Here is a 13,621-nt window from a genome sequence, read left to right on the forward strand (position 1 = left end):
CGGGTAAAGCGGTGGCGCCTGTCGGCATCCTGCTGGCGGCCGGCAGGGGCAGCCGCTTCGACCCGGCCGGTGCGGCCAACAAGCTGCTGGCGCGCCTGCCCGGCGGCGAGCCGGTGGTGGCGGCGAGCGCGCGCCACCTGCTCGCCGTGCTGCCGCGCGTGGTGGCGGTCTGCGCGGAGGAGGGCGAACTGGCGGACCAGCTGCGCACCCTCGGCTGCGAAGTCACCATCTGCGCCGCTGCGCGCGAGGGCATGGGCGTCTCTCTGTCGCACGCGATCCGCGCATCGCTGCCGGCATCCTCGTGGCTGGTGGCCTTGGGCGACATGCCCTTCGTCCAGCCGTTCACGATCCGCGCGCTGTCCGATGCGCTGGACGCTGGCGCGCAGCTCGCGGCCCCGGTTGCGCAGGGCCGGCGCGGGAATCCCGTCGGCTTCGGCGACACCCATCTCGCGGCATTGCTGGCGCTGCGGGGCGACGAGGGTGCGCGCCGCATCGTCGCATCGAGCGCGGTGACGATGGTCGACGTCGACGACCCCGGCATCTTCGCCGATATCGATCTCCCCGGCGACCTCCAGCGTCCCTGACACGGGACTGCCATCCCAGGCCGGTGGCCGGCATCGCGCTGTTATGATTACACTACAAAAAAAGCACAGGCCATCGCCATGAAAAAGACCATTCAAAAAAAACCGCCCGCGGTCCGCTACACGATCCTGCCGAGCGACCTGTCGGGCCACCTGTTCGACGTGACCGTGACCGTCGACCGCCCGGATCCTGCGGGCCAGGTGCTGTCCCTGCCGGCCTGGATCCCGGGCAGCTACATGATCCGCGAGTTCGCGCGCAACATCGTGCGCATCCGCGCCGAAGCCGGCGGCAAGCCGGTCGCGATCTCGAAAGTGGACAAGCACACCTGGAAGGCCGCGCCCTGCGAAGGCCCGCTGGTGGTGTGGTACGAGGTCTATGCATGGGACCTGTCGGTGCGCGCCGCGCACCTGGACCAGACCCACGGCTTCTTCAACGGCACCAGCGTGTTCCTGCGCGTGCTCGGGCAGGAGGAGACGCCGCACCAGGTCGATATCCAGCGTCCGCCCGACCCGGCCTGCGCGACATGGCGCGTGGCGACCGCGCTGCAGGAACTGGGCGCGAAGCGCTACGGCTTCGGCACCTACATCGCGCCCAACTACGATGAGCTTATCGACCATCCGGTCGAGATGGGCGAGTTCGCGCTCGCCAGCTTCAAGGCGCACGGCGTCCCGCACGACATCGTCATCACCGGCCGCGTGCCGAACCTGGACATGGCGCGCCTGCAGGCCGACCTGAAAGCCATCTGCGAAGCGCAGATCGCGTTCTTCGAACCGAAAACCAGGCGTGCGCCGATGGAGCGCTACGTGTTCCTGACGATGGCGGTAGGTGACGGCTACGGCGGCCTTGAGCACCGCGCCTCGACCGCGCTGATCTGCGCGCGCGCCGACCTGCCGAGCACGAATTCGCCGAAGGGCGAGCTGACCGAGGGCTACGTCAAGTTCCTGGGCCTGTGCAGCCACGAGTACTTCCACACCTGGAACGTCAAGCGCATCAAGCCCGCCGCCTTCGCGCCCTACGACCTGCAGGTGGAGAACTACACGCCGCTCCTGTGGCTGTTCGAAGGCTTCACCAGCTACTACGACGACCTGATGCTGGTGCGCGCGCGCGTGATCCGCGAGGAGTGCTATTTCAAGCTGCTGGCCAAGACCATCGGCAACGTCCTGCGCGGCAGCGGCCGCACCAAGCAGAGCGTGGCCGACTCCAGCTTCGACGCCTGGAGCAAGTACTACCGACAGGACGAGAACGCGGCCAACGCCATCATCAGCTACTACACCAAGGGCTCCCTGATCGCGCTAGCATTCGACCTCACGATCCGCGCGAAAACGGATGGGAAGAAGTCGCTGGATGACGTGATGCTGGCGCTGTGGCAGCGCTTCGGCCGCGATTTCTACCCTTCTGTGGGGCGTGGCGTGACCGAGGCCGAAGTCGAGCAGATTTTCGAAGAGGTCAGCGGCGTCAGGCTCAAGCCGATGTTCGAGCGCTACGTGCGCGGCACCGACGACCTGCCGCTGGCGCGCCTGTATGCGCCGTTTGGCGTCAAGCTCGCGGACGAGCGCAAGGGCAGCAAGCCCTCGCTCGATGTCGGCATCGGCCGCGATCCCGCTGGCGCGAAGCTGAGCAATGTGCACGAGGGCGGTCCGGCGCACAAGGCTGGCTTGTCGGCCGGCGACGTGATGATCGCGATCGACGGCTTGCGGGTGAACGGCAATCCGTCAAATGTGGATGTGCTGTTGGGGCGCTACAGCGTTGGCGACAAGGTGACCGTACACGCGTTCCGCCGGGATGAGCTGATGACCTTCACTGTGACGCTGGAAGGCGACCGCGTGCCGGGAATTGCCTTGTCGCATGCGCCGGTTGGGAAGAAAGCGGCAGGGCTGGCGCGGCCGAGCGAGGTTTGAGCGGCCCGCCTACTGGCCCGCTTAGTTACCGTCGTTCCCGCCTTCGCAGGAACGACGGTCTGTCTTCATTCCTCTTGGCGGCCAAGCGACCTGTTACTGCGGTCCCGCGACGCTGCGCAGCTGGAACCGATACCGCTCGTCAAACAGGAAGGTCTCCGAAAACGTCAGCGCGTCCCCGCTCAAAATCAGGTTCGCCGGCCTGGGCAGAGGCTCGCTGCGCCGCATCGAATCGACCGCGACGCCCGAGGCGTTCGTATCGCGCGAGCGCTGCACTGTCACATCCCTGATGTGTCCATCCCGGTCCACCGTAATGTTGAGCACCACGATGGCCGGCAGCATCGACGGCAATGGTCCACTGAAGGTCTGCCCCGGATTGCTTTGCATGACCTGGTATGCGACCTGTTTCTTGTACGAATCAAGGCTGAGCGATTCCGGCACGGGAGCCGGGAGCGGGGCGGGAGCCGCCGCCGGAGACGGGTTATGGTGAAACGGACGTGTGATGAGACTGGCGGTGGAGGAAATGCCCGATGAGATCGTGCTGCATCCACACAAGCAGGCCATGCAGAGCAGTGAGGCGGCGCTTGTGCGGATGGTATTCATGATCAGCTGAACAGTCGTCGAAGTTCTGATCCAGGATCTGGCGCGCGCATGAAGGCTTCGCCCACCAGGAATGCATGCACATCGGAATCACGCATGCGTTTGACATCGTCTGGCACCATGATACCCGACTCCGTTACAACCAGCTTGTCCGCCGGGATGCGCGGCAGCAGGCCGATGGTGGTATCGAGCGAAGTTTCAAAGGTGCGCAGGTTGCGGTTGTTGATGCCGACCAGGCGGGTCTGCAGCTTGAGCGCCGCCGCCAGCTCATCGCCATCATGCGATTCGACCAGCACATCCATGCCAAGTTCCAGCGCACAGGCTTCCAGTTCGGCCATCAGGCCATGATCCAGTGCGGCGACGATCAGCAGGATCGCGTCGGCGCCCATCGCGCGCGCTTCGTAGACCTGGTACATGTCGACCATGAAGTCCTTGCGGATGACAGGCAGCGAGCAGGCCGCACGCGCCGCGCGCAGGTACTCCACCGAGCCCTGGAAAAACTGCTCGTCGGTCAGCACCGACAGGCAGGCGGCGCCGCCCGCTTCGTAGCTTTCCGCGATCTGCGCGGGCTGGAAGTCGGCGCGCAGCACGCCCTTCGACGGCGAGGCCTTCTTCACTTCCGCGATCACGCCGGCGTGGCCGGCGGCGATCTTCGCGCGCAGGCTTTTCTCGAAGCCACGCGTGGGCAGGTCGATGCTTTCAGCCTCGCGGCGCAGGCTGGCCAGGTCGCGGTACTTCTTGGCCGCGGCTACTTCGTCGGCCTTGACCGCGAGGATTTTGTTCAGGATGTCGGACATGGTGTTTTCAGTTTTGCTTGGCCAGTGCGAGCTTTACGCCGAGCCAGATGAACAGCCCGCCGGTCGTGCGCTTGAGCCACAGCGACGCCGCAGGGTGAAGTTTGACGCGGCGGCTCGCCGCGCCGGTGAACAGCGCGAGCGCATGGCACCAGAGCGTGCCGTTGATGTTAAAGATGCAGCCGAGGATGATGAACGCGAGCGCCTTGTGCGGCGCGTTGGCATCGATGAATTGCGGGACGAAGGCGAGGAAGAACAGTGCCACCTTCGGGTTCAGCACATTGGTCAGGAAGCCCTGTGCGTAGATCTTCCGGTAGGGAAGCGGGGCCAGCGCCAGCGGCGCCTGCACGCCATCCTGCGCCTTGGAGCGCAACAGCCCGATCGCCATGTATAGGATGTAAGCGGCGCCTACCAGCTTCACCACGGTGAAGGCGGTGGCGGACGCAGCCAGCACGGCTGACAGTCCCAGCGCGGCGCCCAGGATGTGCACGAAGGTGCCGCTGGCGATGCCCAGCGTCGCGGCGCTGCCGGCGCGCCAGCCTTGCGTCGCGCTGCGCGTCATGATCAACAGCGAGTCCGGCCCCGGCATCAGGTTGAGCAGCAGGCCCGAGACGACGAACAGCGCGAGGTCGTGGATACCGAACATGCGCGCCTCAGTTGTTCGCGCCGAGCTGGCGCGTCACCTGCACGAACTGTTCGAGCTTGGCCAGCGCCGCGCCGGATGTGATCGCGGCGCGCGCCTTCTTCAGGCCTTCCTCGATCGATTCGGCCACGCCGGCTGCGTACAGCGCGGTGCCGGCGTTGAGCGCGACGATGTCGGTGGCCGGACCCGGTTCGCCGCGCAGCGCTTCCAGCACGCGCGCCTTCGATTCGGCCGCGTTGGCCACCTTCAGGTTGCGCGTGTGGGTCATCTGCAGGCCGAAGTCTTCCGGATGGATCTCGTATTCGCGGATCTCGCCGTTCACCAGTTCGCCGACCATGGTGCCGGCGCCGAGCGACACCTCGTCCATATTGTCGCGGCCCCAGACCACCACCGCATGCTGGGCGCCGAGGCGCTGCAGCACGCGCACCTGGATGCCGACCAGGTCGGGGTGGAACACGCCCATCAGGATGTTCGGCGCGCCGGCCGGATTGGTGAGCGGGCCGAGGATATTGAAGATGGTGCGCACGCCCAGCTCGCGCCGCACCGGCGCCGCATGCTTCATCGCCGCGTGGTGGTTGGGCGCGAACATGAAGCCGATGCCGGTCTGCGCGATCGACTGGGCGATCTGCTCCGGCTTCAGGTCGATCTGCGCGCCGAACGATTCGATCACGTCCGCGCTGCCGGACGACGAGGACACGCTGCGCCCGCCGTGCTTGGCCACGCGCGCGCCGGCACTGGCGGCCACGAACATCGAGGCGGTCGAGATGTTGAAGGTATGCGCGCCGTCGCCGCCGGTGCCGACGATGTCGAGCAGGTTGCGGGTGTCGGCCATCGGCACCTTGGTCGAGAATTCGCGCATCACCTGGGCCGCGGCGGCGATCTCGCCCACGGTTTCCTTCTTCACGCGCAGGCCCATGGTCAGGGCGGCGATCATCGTCGGCGACATTTCGCCCGACATGATCTGCCTGAACAGGTGCAGCATCTCGTCGTGGAAGATCTCGCGGTGTTCGATACAGCGCAGCAGCGCTTCTTGCGGGGTGATTTTCATGCCGGTTCCCATTCAGGTGTCGCCTTCAACCGCCAACTTCAATACCGTCGTTCCCGCGGAGGCGGGAACCCATAGACCGCGTGAGCCGCCGTCGATCTCCCTCTGAGCCGCGTGTCGGAATACTCAGCATGGATTCCCGCCTGCGCGGGAACGACGGTATTTATTTGTTCAGCCGCGCTCGAGAAAATTCTTGAGCATCTTGTGCCCGTGCTCCGACAGGATCGACTCGGGGTGGAACTGCACACCCTCGATGTCGTATTCCTTGTGGCGCACGCCCATGATTTCGCCGTCGTCGGTCCACGCGGTCACTTCCAGGCACGAGGGCAGGGAAGCGCGCTCGATCGCCAGCGAGTGGTAGCGGATCACGGTGAAGGGGCTCGGGATGTCGGTGAACACGCCGACGCCGGTATGCGCAATCAGCGAGGTCTTGCCGTGCATGACCTGCTTGGCGCGCACGATGTTGCCGCCGAAGGCTTCGCCGATCGCCTGGTGGCCCAGGCACACGCCCAGGATCGGCAGCTTGCCCTTGAAGTGCTTGAGCACCTCGACCGAAATGCCGGCGTCCTTGGGCGACTTCGGCCCCGGCGAAATGCAGATGCGTTTCGGGTTCAGCGCCTCGATCTGCTCGATGGTGATCTCGTCGTTGCGGTAGGTGCGCACGTCCTCGCCCAGCTCACCGAAATACTGCACGATGTTGTAGGTGAACGAGTCGTAGTTGTCGATCATTAGCAGCATCTCAGATCTCCCCATCCAGGCCGTCTTGCACTTGCTCGGCCGCGCGCAGCACGGCGCGCGCCTTGTTCTCGGTTTCCAGCCACTCCATCTCGGGGATCGAGTCGGCGACGATGCCCGCCGCCGCCTGCACATACAGGTTGCCGTCCTTGATCACGCCGGTGCGGATCGCGATCGCCACGTCCATTTCGCCGCCGAAGGACAGGTAGCCGCAGGCGCCGCCGTAGATGCCGCGCTTGACCGGCTCCAGCTCGTCGATGATCTCCATCGCGCGCACTTTCGGCGCCCCGGTGAGGGTGCCGGCCGGGAAGGTCGCGCGCAGCACGTCCAGGTTCGACATGCCGTCCTTGAGCGCGCCCTCGACGTTGGACACGATGTGCTGCACGTGCGAGTACTTCTCGATCACCATGCGGTCGGTGACCTTCACGGTGCCGGTCTTGGCGATGCGGCCGATGTCGTTGCGCGCCAGGTCGATCAGCATCACGTGTTCGGCGACTTCCTTCGGGTCGGCCAGCAGCTCGTCGGCCAGCTCGGCGTCGCGCTCGGGCGTGGCGCCGCGCGGGCGGGTGCCGGCGATCGGGCGCAGCGTGACCTTCTTGCCGCCTTCCGGCGCGGCCTCGTTGCGCACCAAAATCTCCGGCGAGGAGCCGACGATCTGCATGTCGCCGAAGTTGTAGTAGTACATGTACGGCGACGGGTTCAGCGAACGCAGCGAGCGGTACAGCGACAGCGGCGAATCCACATAGGGCTTGCGGATGCGCTGGCCGATCTGCACCTGCATCAGGTCGCCGGCCATCACGTATTCCTTGGCCACCGCGACCGCCTTCAGGTAGTCTTCCTTGCTGAAGTCGCGCACGGCGTCGGTGCGCACCGAGGCCGAGGTGACCGGCGCGTCCACGCTCCGGCGCAGCATCATGCGCAGGTCCTTCAGGCGCTGGCGGCCGCGCGAATAGGCTTCCGGCTGCGACGGGTCGGCGTACACGATCAGGTACAGTTTGCCGGACAGGTTGTCGATCACCGCCAGCTCTTCGGTCAGCATCAGCTGGATCTCGGGCAGGCCGAGGTCGTCCTTCGGCGCCTGGCCGAACAGCTTCTTCTCGATGTGGCGCACCGCGTCGTAGCCGAAGTAGCCGGCCAGGCCGCCGCAGAAGCGCGGCATGCCGGGGCGCAGCGCGACCTTGAAGCGCGACTGGTACTGTTCGATGAATTCGAGCGGGTTGCCGTCGTGGGTCTCGATCACCTCGCCGTTCTTCAGCACCTCGGTGCGGTTGCCGCTGTTGCGCAGCAGGGTGCGCGCGGGCAGGCCGATGAAGGAGTAGCGGCCGAAGCGTTCGCCGCCGACCACCGATTCGAGCAGGAAGGTGTTGCGGCCCGCGTCCTGGCTCTGGGCCAGCTTGAGGTAGAGCGTGAGCGGGGTTTCGAGATCGGCGAATGCTTCCGCGATCAAAGGGATGCGGTTATAGCCCTGGTTGGCCAGCGATTTGAATTCGAGTTCGGTCATGTTGTCTCCGGGCCGCCACAAGGAAGGGGATGGCGGTGGTTCTTCGTAAAAACCTGCCGGCGAAAAGACGAACACCGGCAGCAATCAAATGGGGTTAGTTAGCCCAGGATTGCCAGCGTCGCCACAGCCAGGCCTCAAGGGCGCCGGTTTGGTTGACGGTGTGTTTTTTCGTGAAAAACATGGAGTGAGAGGTTTAGTTTGTATTGCTGTTGTGCGCTTCGATCAGGTTCGCGGCGTCAAACAGCGTACCTACTATACCATCGGAATTGATTTCGTGTACAGGTCGTCCATGGTTATATCCATATGGGACTGTCAACACGAAGCAACCGGCGGCGCGGGCGGCCTGGGCGTCGTTCGATGAGTCGCCGATCGCCACCACCTGCGAAGGCGGCAGGTCGAAGTCGCTGCAGACCTGCAGCAGCGGCAGCGGATCGGGCTTCTTCTTCGGCAGCGAGTCGCCGCCGTACATCAGGTCGAAATATGGCGTGAGGCCTTTTTGCGCCAGCAGCGGCTGGGCGAAGGCGACCGGTTTGTTGGTCACGCAGGCCAGGCGCAGGCCGAGCGAGCGGAGCTTGCAAAGGCCCTCGGTGACGCCTTCGTACATGGTCGCGCGCTGGCCGTTGATCGCGAGGTAGTGGCGCTGGTAGGCCGCCATCGCGGTTTCGTACTGCGCCTCGACCTGCGCTTGCGGCAGGTCGAGCGACAGCACGTCACGGATCAGCTTTTCCGAGCCCTTGCCGACCATCGGCGTGATGGTCTCCTGCCCGATCGGCGCCAGGCCCAGTTCGGCGCGCATGCCGTTCAGGGCCAGTTCGAAATCGGGCACGGTGTCGAGCATCGTGCCGTCCAGGTCGATGATGGCGGCGCGGATCGCCGCTGCGCCGGATCGCATTATTTGGCGACCGTCGCGAGCTGCGAACGCATCGCGTCGATCACGGCCTTGTAATCCGGCTTGCCGAAGATCGCGGAACCGGCCACGAAGGTGTCAGCGCCGGCGGCAGCTGCGGCGGCGATGTTGTCGGCCTTGATGCCGCCATCCACCTCCAGCATGATGTCGCGGCCGGATTCGTCGATCAGGCGGCGCGCGATCGCGATCTTCTTCAGCGCTTCCGGGATGAAGGACTGGCCGCCGAAGCCCGGGTTGACCGACATGATGAGGATCATGTCGATCTTGTCCATCACGTGTTCCAGGTAGTGCATCGGCGTGGCCGGGTTGAACACCAGGCCGGCCTTGCAGCCGTTGTCGCGGATCAGCTGCAGGGTGCGGTCGATGTGCTCCGACGCCTCCGGGTGGAAGGTGATGATGTCGGCGCCGGCTTTCGCGAAGTCGGGGATGATGCGGTCTACCGGCTTGACCATCAGGTGCACGTCGATCGGCACCTGCACGTGCGGGCGGATCGCCTGGCACACCAGCGGGCCGATGGTCAGGTTGGGAACATAATGGTTGTCCATCACGTCGAAGTGGATGATGTCGGCGCCGGCGGCGACGACATTGCGGACTTCCTCGCCAAGGCGTGCGAAGTCGGCCGACAGGATGCTGGGAGCGATGCGGTAGGTGGTCATTGTTGGGCCGTGCGTTATGTCTGGAACCCGCTATTTTACGCTTCCGGCCGGGCTGTGCTGGCGGAACGCCGCTTTCCGCTCCAGCGAGTATGATGGCGGGGATTGCCGCAACCGCTTTATAACAGAGGAAACACGATGCCCGAATACGATTTCACTGTCTCCGTCCGGACCCAGTACCTGCCGGAGCAGTCCGACCCGCATCGGACCAATTTCGTGTTTACGTACTCCATCACGATCAAGAACACCGGCACCGTCGCGGCCCAGCTCATCTCGCGCTACTGGACCATCACCGACGCCAACAACCGGGTGCAGGAAGTGGCCGGCCTGGGCGTGGTCGGGCACCAGCCGCTCCTGCAGCCGGGCGAACAGTTCGAATACACCAGCGGCACCCAGCTGGCCACGCCCACCGGGTCGATGGTCGGGCGCTACTTCTTCGTGGCCGAGGACGGGCACCGCTTCGAGGCGCCGATCCCGGAATTCGTGCTGTCCCTGCCCAAGACCTTGCACTGACAAGGCTCAGCGCGTATCGTTTTTATCGCGGGTATCTTCTGTACTGCGGTCGTGCCCGCGGCCGGAATACATCGTCCACCACACGATGAACAGCAGCAGGACCAGCGCTGCCCCGGCTTCCAACATCAGTAACCACATATTCTTCTCACGCCTTATGCTGACGACTCGCCGCAGTGTACCCGCTTTGTTCGCCGCCGTCGCCATGCTGCTGGCGGCCTGCGCCACGCCGCCGCAACAGCCGGCCAAACCCGAACAGCCGCCCGCGCCGCAGCCGCCGGTGGTGATGCCGCCGCCGGTCGGCCCGGTCGCGGTGCCGCCAACGCCGCCCGCGCCGCCGCCGGCGCCGCTCATGACGCCGGTGAGCTTCGATGCGCTGCCCGGCTGGAAGCAGGACGACCTGCGCCAGGCCTGGACTTCGTTCATGGCCTCGTGCCGGGTGCTGGGCGCGCGCGCCGACTGGAAGCCGGCCTGCCTGGCGGCGAAAGTGGTCGACGCCAATGACGGCGCCGCGGTGCGCGGCTATTTCGAAAGCTGGTTCGTGCCCAACCAGATCCGGACCGCGGACGGCTCGGACACGGGCCTGATCACCGGCTACTACGAGCCGATGCTGCACGGCCTGCGCAAGCGCCAGGGCGCCTACCAGACCCCGCTCTACAAGGTGCCGGACGATTTGCTGACCGTGGACCTGGCCAGCGTGTACCCGAACCTGAAAGGCATGGTGCTGCGCGGCCGCCTGTCCGGCCGCAAGGTGGTCCCCTACGGCACCCGCGCCGAGATCGAGCGCGCCAACCTGCCGGGCAAGGAACTGCTGTGGGTGAACGATCCGGTCGAGGCCTTCTTCCTCGAGGTGCAGGGCTCCGGCCGCGTGCAACTTGACGACACCGGCGAGACCGTGCGCATCGCCTATGCCGACCAGAACGGCCATCCCTACAAGGCGATCGGCCGCTGGCTGGTCGACCAGGGCGAGCTGACGGTGGAGCAGGCCACGGCCCAGGGCATCAAGGCCTGGATCGCGGCGCATCCGGAGCGGCGGCAGGAGCTGTTCAATGTAAACCCGAGCTACATCTTCTTCCGCGAGGAGCGCTTGCCCGATCCGAGCGTGGGGCCGAAGGGCGCGCTGGGCGTGCCGTTGACGCCTTCGCGTTCGGTCGCGATCGATCCCAAGTTCCTGCCGCTCGGCGCGCCCATCTTCCTGGCGACCACGGAGCCGGGTAGCGATGTGCCGATGCAGCGCCTGGTGATGGGGCAGGACACGGGCGGTGCGATCCGCGGTGCGGTGCGGGCCGACTTTTTCTTCGGCTTCGGCGACGGCGCGCCCGATAAGGCGGGCCTGATGAAGCAGCGCGGTTCGCTGTGGGTGCTGATGCCGCTGCCGGCGCCGCGCCAGCCTTAATCCTTCACCTTGCGCAGGCCGGTCCCGAACAGCGTCGCCAGCACCAGCGCGATCGAGGCCGCGCCGATCCAGCCAAGCGCGGCGCGCACGCCGATCTGCTGGCCCATCACGCCGGCCACCATCGAGCCGATCGGCGCCATCGCCACCGTTAAAAAGCGCATGGTGGCGATCATCCGGCCCAGCATCGGGTCCGGCGTCAGCTTCTGGCGCAGCGCGCCGTAGGGAATGAAGAACAGGGTCGCGCCAAGGTCGACGAAGAACATCGCGATGCCGTACAGCGTCGCGGCGGCGGCGCTGCCGAACAGGGTGGCCGGGATCGCGGGCATCAGCACCCATCCGACCGCGGACGCAGCCTGGCCCACCATCAGCACCGTGCCGACGCCGAGGCGCGCCGTCAGGGGCTTGACCAGCACCGATCCTGCCAGTACGCCCACCCCGCCCAGCATCTGCGCGGTCCCCATCACGCCCGGCGCCAGCGCGAGCACGCGCAGCGCGAACAGCACCTGCAGCGCATTGAAACCGAAGAACATCAGGTGCCAGCCGCCCGAGGTCCAGGCCAGCTTGCGCAGGGTCTCGTGGTGCCAGACGAAGGACAGGCCATCGATCATCTCGCGCACCGGGTGCGTGTCCTTGCGCGCCGGTTCGGGCTCGCGGGCGCGGATGCGGCGCAGGTTCAGCAGCGAGATCGCGAAGCCGGCCGCATTGCACAGCACCGCCAGCGGCGGGCCGACCAGCTGGACCAGGGTGCCGGCCAGGCCCGGTCCCAGCAGCCGCGCGGCCGATTCGGTGGAGGCGAAGCGCGCCTGGGCGTCGACCAGCTTGTCGCGGCCGACGATAAAGGTCAGGAACACCTGTTCGGCGCCGCCGCCGATCACGTAGCCGGAGCCGATCACGAAGCCGACCGCGTACAGCCAATGGATGGTCAGCAGGTCGAGCTTCCAGGCGATGGGCACGCTGGCCAGCGCGATCATTACCAGCGCGTCGCTGCACAGCATGACGGGCAGGCGGCGGTTGCGGTCGAGCAGCACGCCGATCGGCAGGCCGAACAGCAGGAAGGGCAGGGTCTCGCAGGCGGCCAGCACGCCCATCTGGCTGGACGTGGCGTGCAGCAGCAGGGCCGCCGCCACCGGCAGCGCGAGCATGGTGATCTGGGCGCCGAAGTTGGTCAGCGCATTGCTCAGCCACAGGCGCCGGAAATCCGCGCTGCGCAGCAAATTGTCGCTGGCCTGGTCTGCCTGCGTGGAGTCGGGCACGGACGAGGTCTCTCTTGTATTGACAAAGTTGGGATGATAACAGCGCGCGTTGCCGTTTTTGACATGCGAGCAGCTACAATCGCGCAGTCCGTCTTAATTACGAAGGGGTGTCCCATGCAATATGCAGACCTGTTGATCGAAAACCATGGCAAGGTGGCGGTGATCCGCCTGAACCGTCCGAAAGCGATGAACGCGCTGAACGACAACATGATGAACGAGCTGGGCGATGCCTTGTACAAGTTCGACGCCGACCCGGCGGTCCACGTGATCATCCTCACCGGCAGCGAAAAAGTGTTCGCGGCCGGCGCCGACATCGCCGCCATGGCCAACTACACCTACGCCGATACCTATCCGGGCAATTACATCGGCCGCAACTGGGAGCACATCCTGAATATCCGTAAGCCGGTCATCGGCGTCGTGTCCGGCTATGCGCTGGGCGGCGGCTGCGAGCTGGCGATGATGTGCGATTTCCTGATTGCCGCGGATTCGGCCAAGTTCGGTCAGCCGGAAATCAAGGTTGGCGTGACGCCGGGCGCGGGCGGCACCCAGCGCCTGCCGCGCGCGATCGGCAAATCGAAAGCCATGGACATGCTGCTGACCGCGCGCATGATCGACGCGGCCGAGGCTGAGCGCACCGGCCTGGTGTCGCGCGTGTTTCCGGCGGACAAAATCATGGAAGAAGCGTTGAAGATCGCGGAGTCGATCGCGGCAATGCCGGTCACGGTGGCGATGGCGATCAAGGATTCCGTCAACCGCGCCTACGAAACCACGTTGACCGAAGGCGTGCGCTACGAGCGCCGCTACTTCCACGCGGCCTTCGGCACCCCCGCGCAGAAAGAGGGCATGGCGGCCTTCCTCGAGAAACGTCCGGCAAATTTCGAGGGCAAGTAAGAAAAAGCCCTTGCGCGATGGGGCCGCGCTTTGCTATAGTTCGGTCCCTCGCGAGAAACACGCAACAAATCAAACGGTTGCGAAGGACTTGTGAGGTGATGTCTGAGCGACATCATGCAAAAAAGGAAGTTGACGAATATCGCGAAACACTGCATAATCTCGCTTCTCTGCTGCTGACGAACACAACGATTCGCACGATGCAGCAAGGCAGTCTGA

15 protein-coding genes are annotated in these 13,621 nt (G+C 65.5%); 5 read left to right on the forward strand and 10 right to left on the reverse strand.

Going from position 1 to position 13,621, the window contains the following annotated elements:
• The first annotated feature begins 11 nt into the window (after positions 1 to 11).
• Together NX778_RS23610 and NX778_RS23615 are read left to right on the forward strand one after the other, a co-directional pair.
• The gene (locus NX778_RS23610; RefSeq protein WP_258814261.1) at positions 12 to 584 is read left to right on the forward strand and encodes a nucleotidyltransferase family protein; all 573 of its coding nucleotides are present in this window, start codon (positions 12 to 14) and stop codon (positions 582 to 584) included.
• Positions 585 to 662: 78 nt separating this feature from the next.
• Positions 663 to 2,480: a M61 family metallopeptidase gene (locus tag NX778_RS23615; RefSeq protein ID WP_258814262.1), complete on the forward strand. Its 1,818-nt coding sequence runs from the start codon at positions 663 to 665 to the stop codon at positions 2,478 to 2,480.
• Between the two features lie 93 nt (positions 2,481 to 2,573).
• Here the strand turns inward: NX778_RS23615 and NX778_RS23620 are convergent, their stop codons facing one another.
• From NX778_RS23620 to rpe, 8 genes are all read right to left on the reverse strand, one after another.
• Positions 2,574 to 3,080: an energy transducer TonB gene (locus NX778_RS23620; protein ID WP_258814263.1), complete on the reverse strand. Its 507-nt coding sequence runs from the start codon at positions 3,078 to 3,080 to the stop codon at positions 2,574 to 2,576.
• A 2-nt stretch (positions 3,081 to 3,082) separates the two neighbouring features.
• Positions 3,083 to 3,874 (reverse strand): indole-3-glycerol phosphate synthase TrpC, encoded by a 792-nt coding sequence (trpC, locus tag NX778_RS23625; RefSeq protein WP_258814264.1) that lies wholly within the window; start codon positions 3,872 to 3,874, stop codon positions 3,083 to 3,085.
• A 7-nt stretch (positions 3,875 to 3,881) separates the two neighbouring features.
• Positions 3,882 to 4,517 (reverse strand): LysE family translocator, encoded by a 636-nt coding sequence (locus NX778_RS23630; RefSeq protein WP_258814265.1) that lies wholly within the window; start codon positions 4,515 to 4,517, stop codon positions 3,882 to 3,884.
• 7 nt (positions 4,518 to 4,524) lie between these two features.
• Positions 4,525 to 5,562 carry an anthranilate phosphoribosyltransferase gene (trpD, locus tag NX778_RS23635; protein WP_258814266.1) on the reverse strand — a complete coding sequence of 346 codons (1,038 nt, stop codon included), beginning with the start codon at positions 5,560 to 5,562 and terminating at the stop codon, positions 4,525 to 4,527.
• 168 nt (positions 5,563 to 5,730) lie between these two features.
• Complete coding sequence (locus NX778_RS23640) at positions 5,731 to 6,297, reverse strand: anthranilate synthase component II (RefSeq protein WP_258814267.1); 567 nt, start codon at positions 6,295 to 6,297, stop codon at positions 5,731 to 5,733.
• A gap of 1 nt (position 6,298) precedes the next feature.
• Positions 6,299 to 7,795: an anthranilate synthase component I gene (trpE, locus tag NX778_RS23645; RefSeq protein ID WP_258814268.1), complete on the reverse strand. Its 1,497-nt coding sequence runs from the start codon at positions 7,793 to 7,795 to the stop codon at positions 6,299 to 6,301.
• 193 nt (positions 7,796 to 7,988) lie between these two features.
• The gene (locus tag NX778_RS23650; RefSeq protein WP_258814269.1) at positions 7,989 to 8,687 is read right to left on the reverse strand and encodes a phosphoglycolate phosphatase; all 699 of its coding nucleotides are present in this window, start codon (positions 8,685 to 8,687) and stop codon (positions 7,989 to 7,991) included.
• Positions 8,687 to 9,358, reverse strand: coding sequence for a ribulose-phosphate 3-epimerase (gene rpe, locus NX778_RS23655; RefSeq protein WP_258814270.1), 672 nt, complete (start codon positions 9,356 to 9,358; stop codon positions 8,687 to 8,689). Before rpe ends, NX778_RS23650 begins: the two co-directional genes overlap by 1 nt.
• A 135-nt stretch (positions 9,359 to 9,493) precedes the next feature.
• Here rpe and apaG point away from each other — a divergent pair, with 135 nt between their 5' ends.
• Positions 9,494 to 9,868, forward strand: a complete 375-nt coding sequence (gene apaG / locus NX778_RS23660; protein ID WP_258814271.1) for a Co2+/Mg2+ efflux facilitator ApaG/CorD — start codon at positions 9,494 to 9,496, stop codon at positions 9,866 to 9,868.
• Positions 9,869 to 9,874: 6 nt separating this feature from the next.
• Here apaG and NX778_RS23665 read toward each other — a convergent pair whose 3' ends face one another.
• A complete protein-coding gene (locus tag NX778_RS23665) occupies positions 9,875 to 10,006 on the reverse strand; it encodes a hypothetical protein (protein ID WP_258814272.1) in 132 nt (43 codons plus the stop codon).
• A 16-nt stretch (positions 10,007 to 10,022) separates the two neighbouring features.
• Between NX778_RS23665 and mltA the strand changes: the two genes are divergently transcribed.
• Entirely contained in the window at positions 10,023 to 11,261 is a 1,239-nt protein-coding gene (gene mltA, locus NX778_RS23670) for a murein transglycosylase A (RefSeq protein WP_258814273.1), read from the forward strand.
• On the opposite strand, the gene NX778_RS23675 is transcribed toward mltA, so the two are convergent.
• Positions 11,258 to 12,514, reverse strand: a complete 1,257-nt coding sequence (locus tag NX778_RS23675; RefSeq protein WP_258814274.1) for an MFS transporter — start codon at positions 12,512 to 12,514, stop codon at positions 11,258 to 11,260. The two genes, mltA and NX778_RS23675, sit on opposite strands and share 4 nt — an antisense overlap.
• A 114-nt stretch (positions 12,515 to 12,628) precedes the next feature.
• Between NX778_RS23675 and NX778_RS23680 the strand changes: the two genes are divergently transcribed.
• Complete coding sequence (locus NX778_RS23680) at positions 12,629 to 13,405, forward strand: enoyl-CoA hydratase (RefSeq protein ID WP_258814275.1); 777 nt, start codon at positions 12,629 to 12,631, stop codon at positions 13,403 to 13,405.
• Positions 13,406 to 13,621 lie beyond the last annotated feature (216 nt).

Origin of the sequence: Massilia terrae, assembly GCF_024753145.1 — a bacterium.
GTDB lineage: Bacteria > Pseudomonadota > Gammaproteobacteria > Burkholderiales > Burkholderiaceae_D > Telluria > Telluria terrae.

Excerpts from the sequence above, each read along its gene's own strand:
- NX778_RS23615 (WP_258814262.1), top strand. The coding sequence starts at position 663 with ATGAAAAAGACCATTCAAAAAAAACCGCCCGCGGTCCGCTACACGATC.
- NX778_RS23640 (WP_258814267.1), bottom strand. The coding sequence starts at position 6,297 with ATGCTGCTAATGATCGACAACTACGACTCGTTCACCTACAACATCGTG.
- NX778_RS23665 (WP_258814272.1), bottom strand. The coding sequence starts at position 10,006 with ATGTGGTTACTGATGTTGGAAGCCGGGGCAGCGCTGGTCCTGCTGCTG.
- trpE (WP_258814268.1), bottom strand. The coding sequence starts at position 7,795 with ATGACCGAACTCGAATTCAAATCGCTGGCCAACCAGGGCTATAACCGC.
- rpe (WP_258814270.1), bottom strand. The coding sequence starts at position 9,358 with ATGACCACCTACCGCATCGCTCCCAGCATCCTGTCGGCCGACTTCGCA.
- trpC (WP_258814264.1), bottom strand. The coding sequence starts at position 3,874 with ATGTCCGACATCCTGAACAAAATCCTCGCGGTCAAGGCCGACGAAGTA.
- NX778_RS23680 (WP_258814275.1), top strand. The coding sequence starts at position 12,629 with ATGCAATATGCAGACCTGTTGATCGAAAACCATGGCAAGGTGGCGGTG.
- apaG (WP_258814271.1), top strand. The coding sequence starts at position 9,494 with ATGCCCGAATACGATTTCACTGTCTCCGTCCGGACCCAGTACCTGCCG.
- NX778_RS23650 (WP_258814269.1), bottom strand. The coding sequence starts at position 8,687 with ATGCGATCCGGCGCAGCGGCGATCCGCGCCGCCATCATCGACCTGGAC.
- NX778_RS23630 (WP_258814265.1), bottom strand. The coding sequence starts at position 4,517 with ATGTTCGGTATCCACGACCTCGCGCTGTTCGTCGTCTCGGGCCTGCTG.
- NX778_RS23620 (WP_258814263.1), bottom strand. The coding sequence starts at position 3,080 with ATGAATACCATCCGCACAAGCGCCGCCTCACTGCTCTGCATGGCCTGC.
- mltA (WP_258814273.1), top strand. The coding sequence starts at position 10,023 with ATGCTGACGACTCGCCGCAGTGTACCCGCTTTGTTCGCCGCCGTCGCC.
- trpD (WP_258814266.1), bottom strand. The coding sequence starts at position 5,562 with ATGAAAATCACCCCGCAAGAAGCGCTGCTGCGCTGTATCGAACACCGC.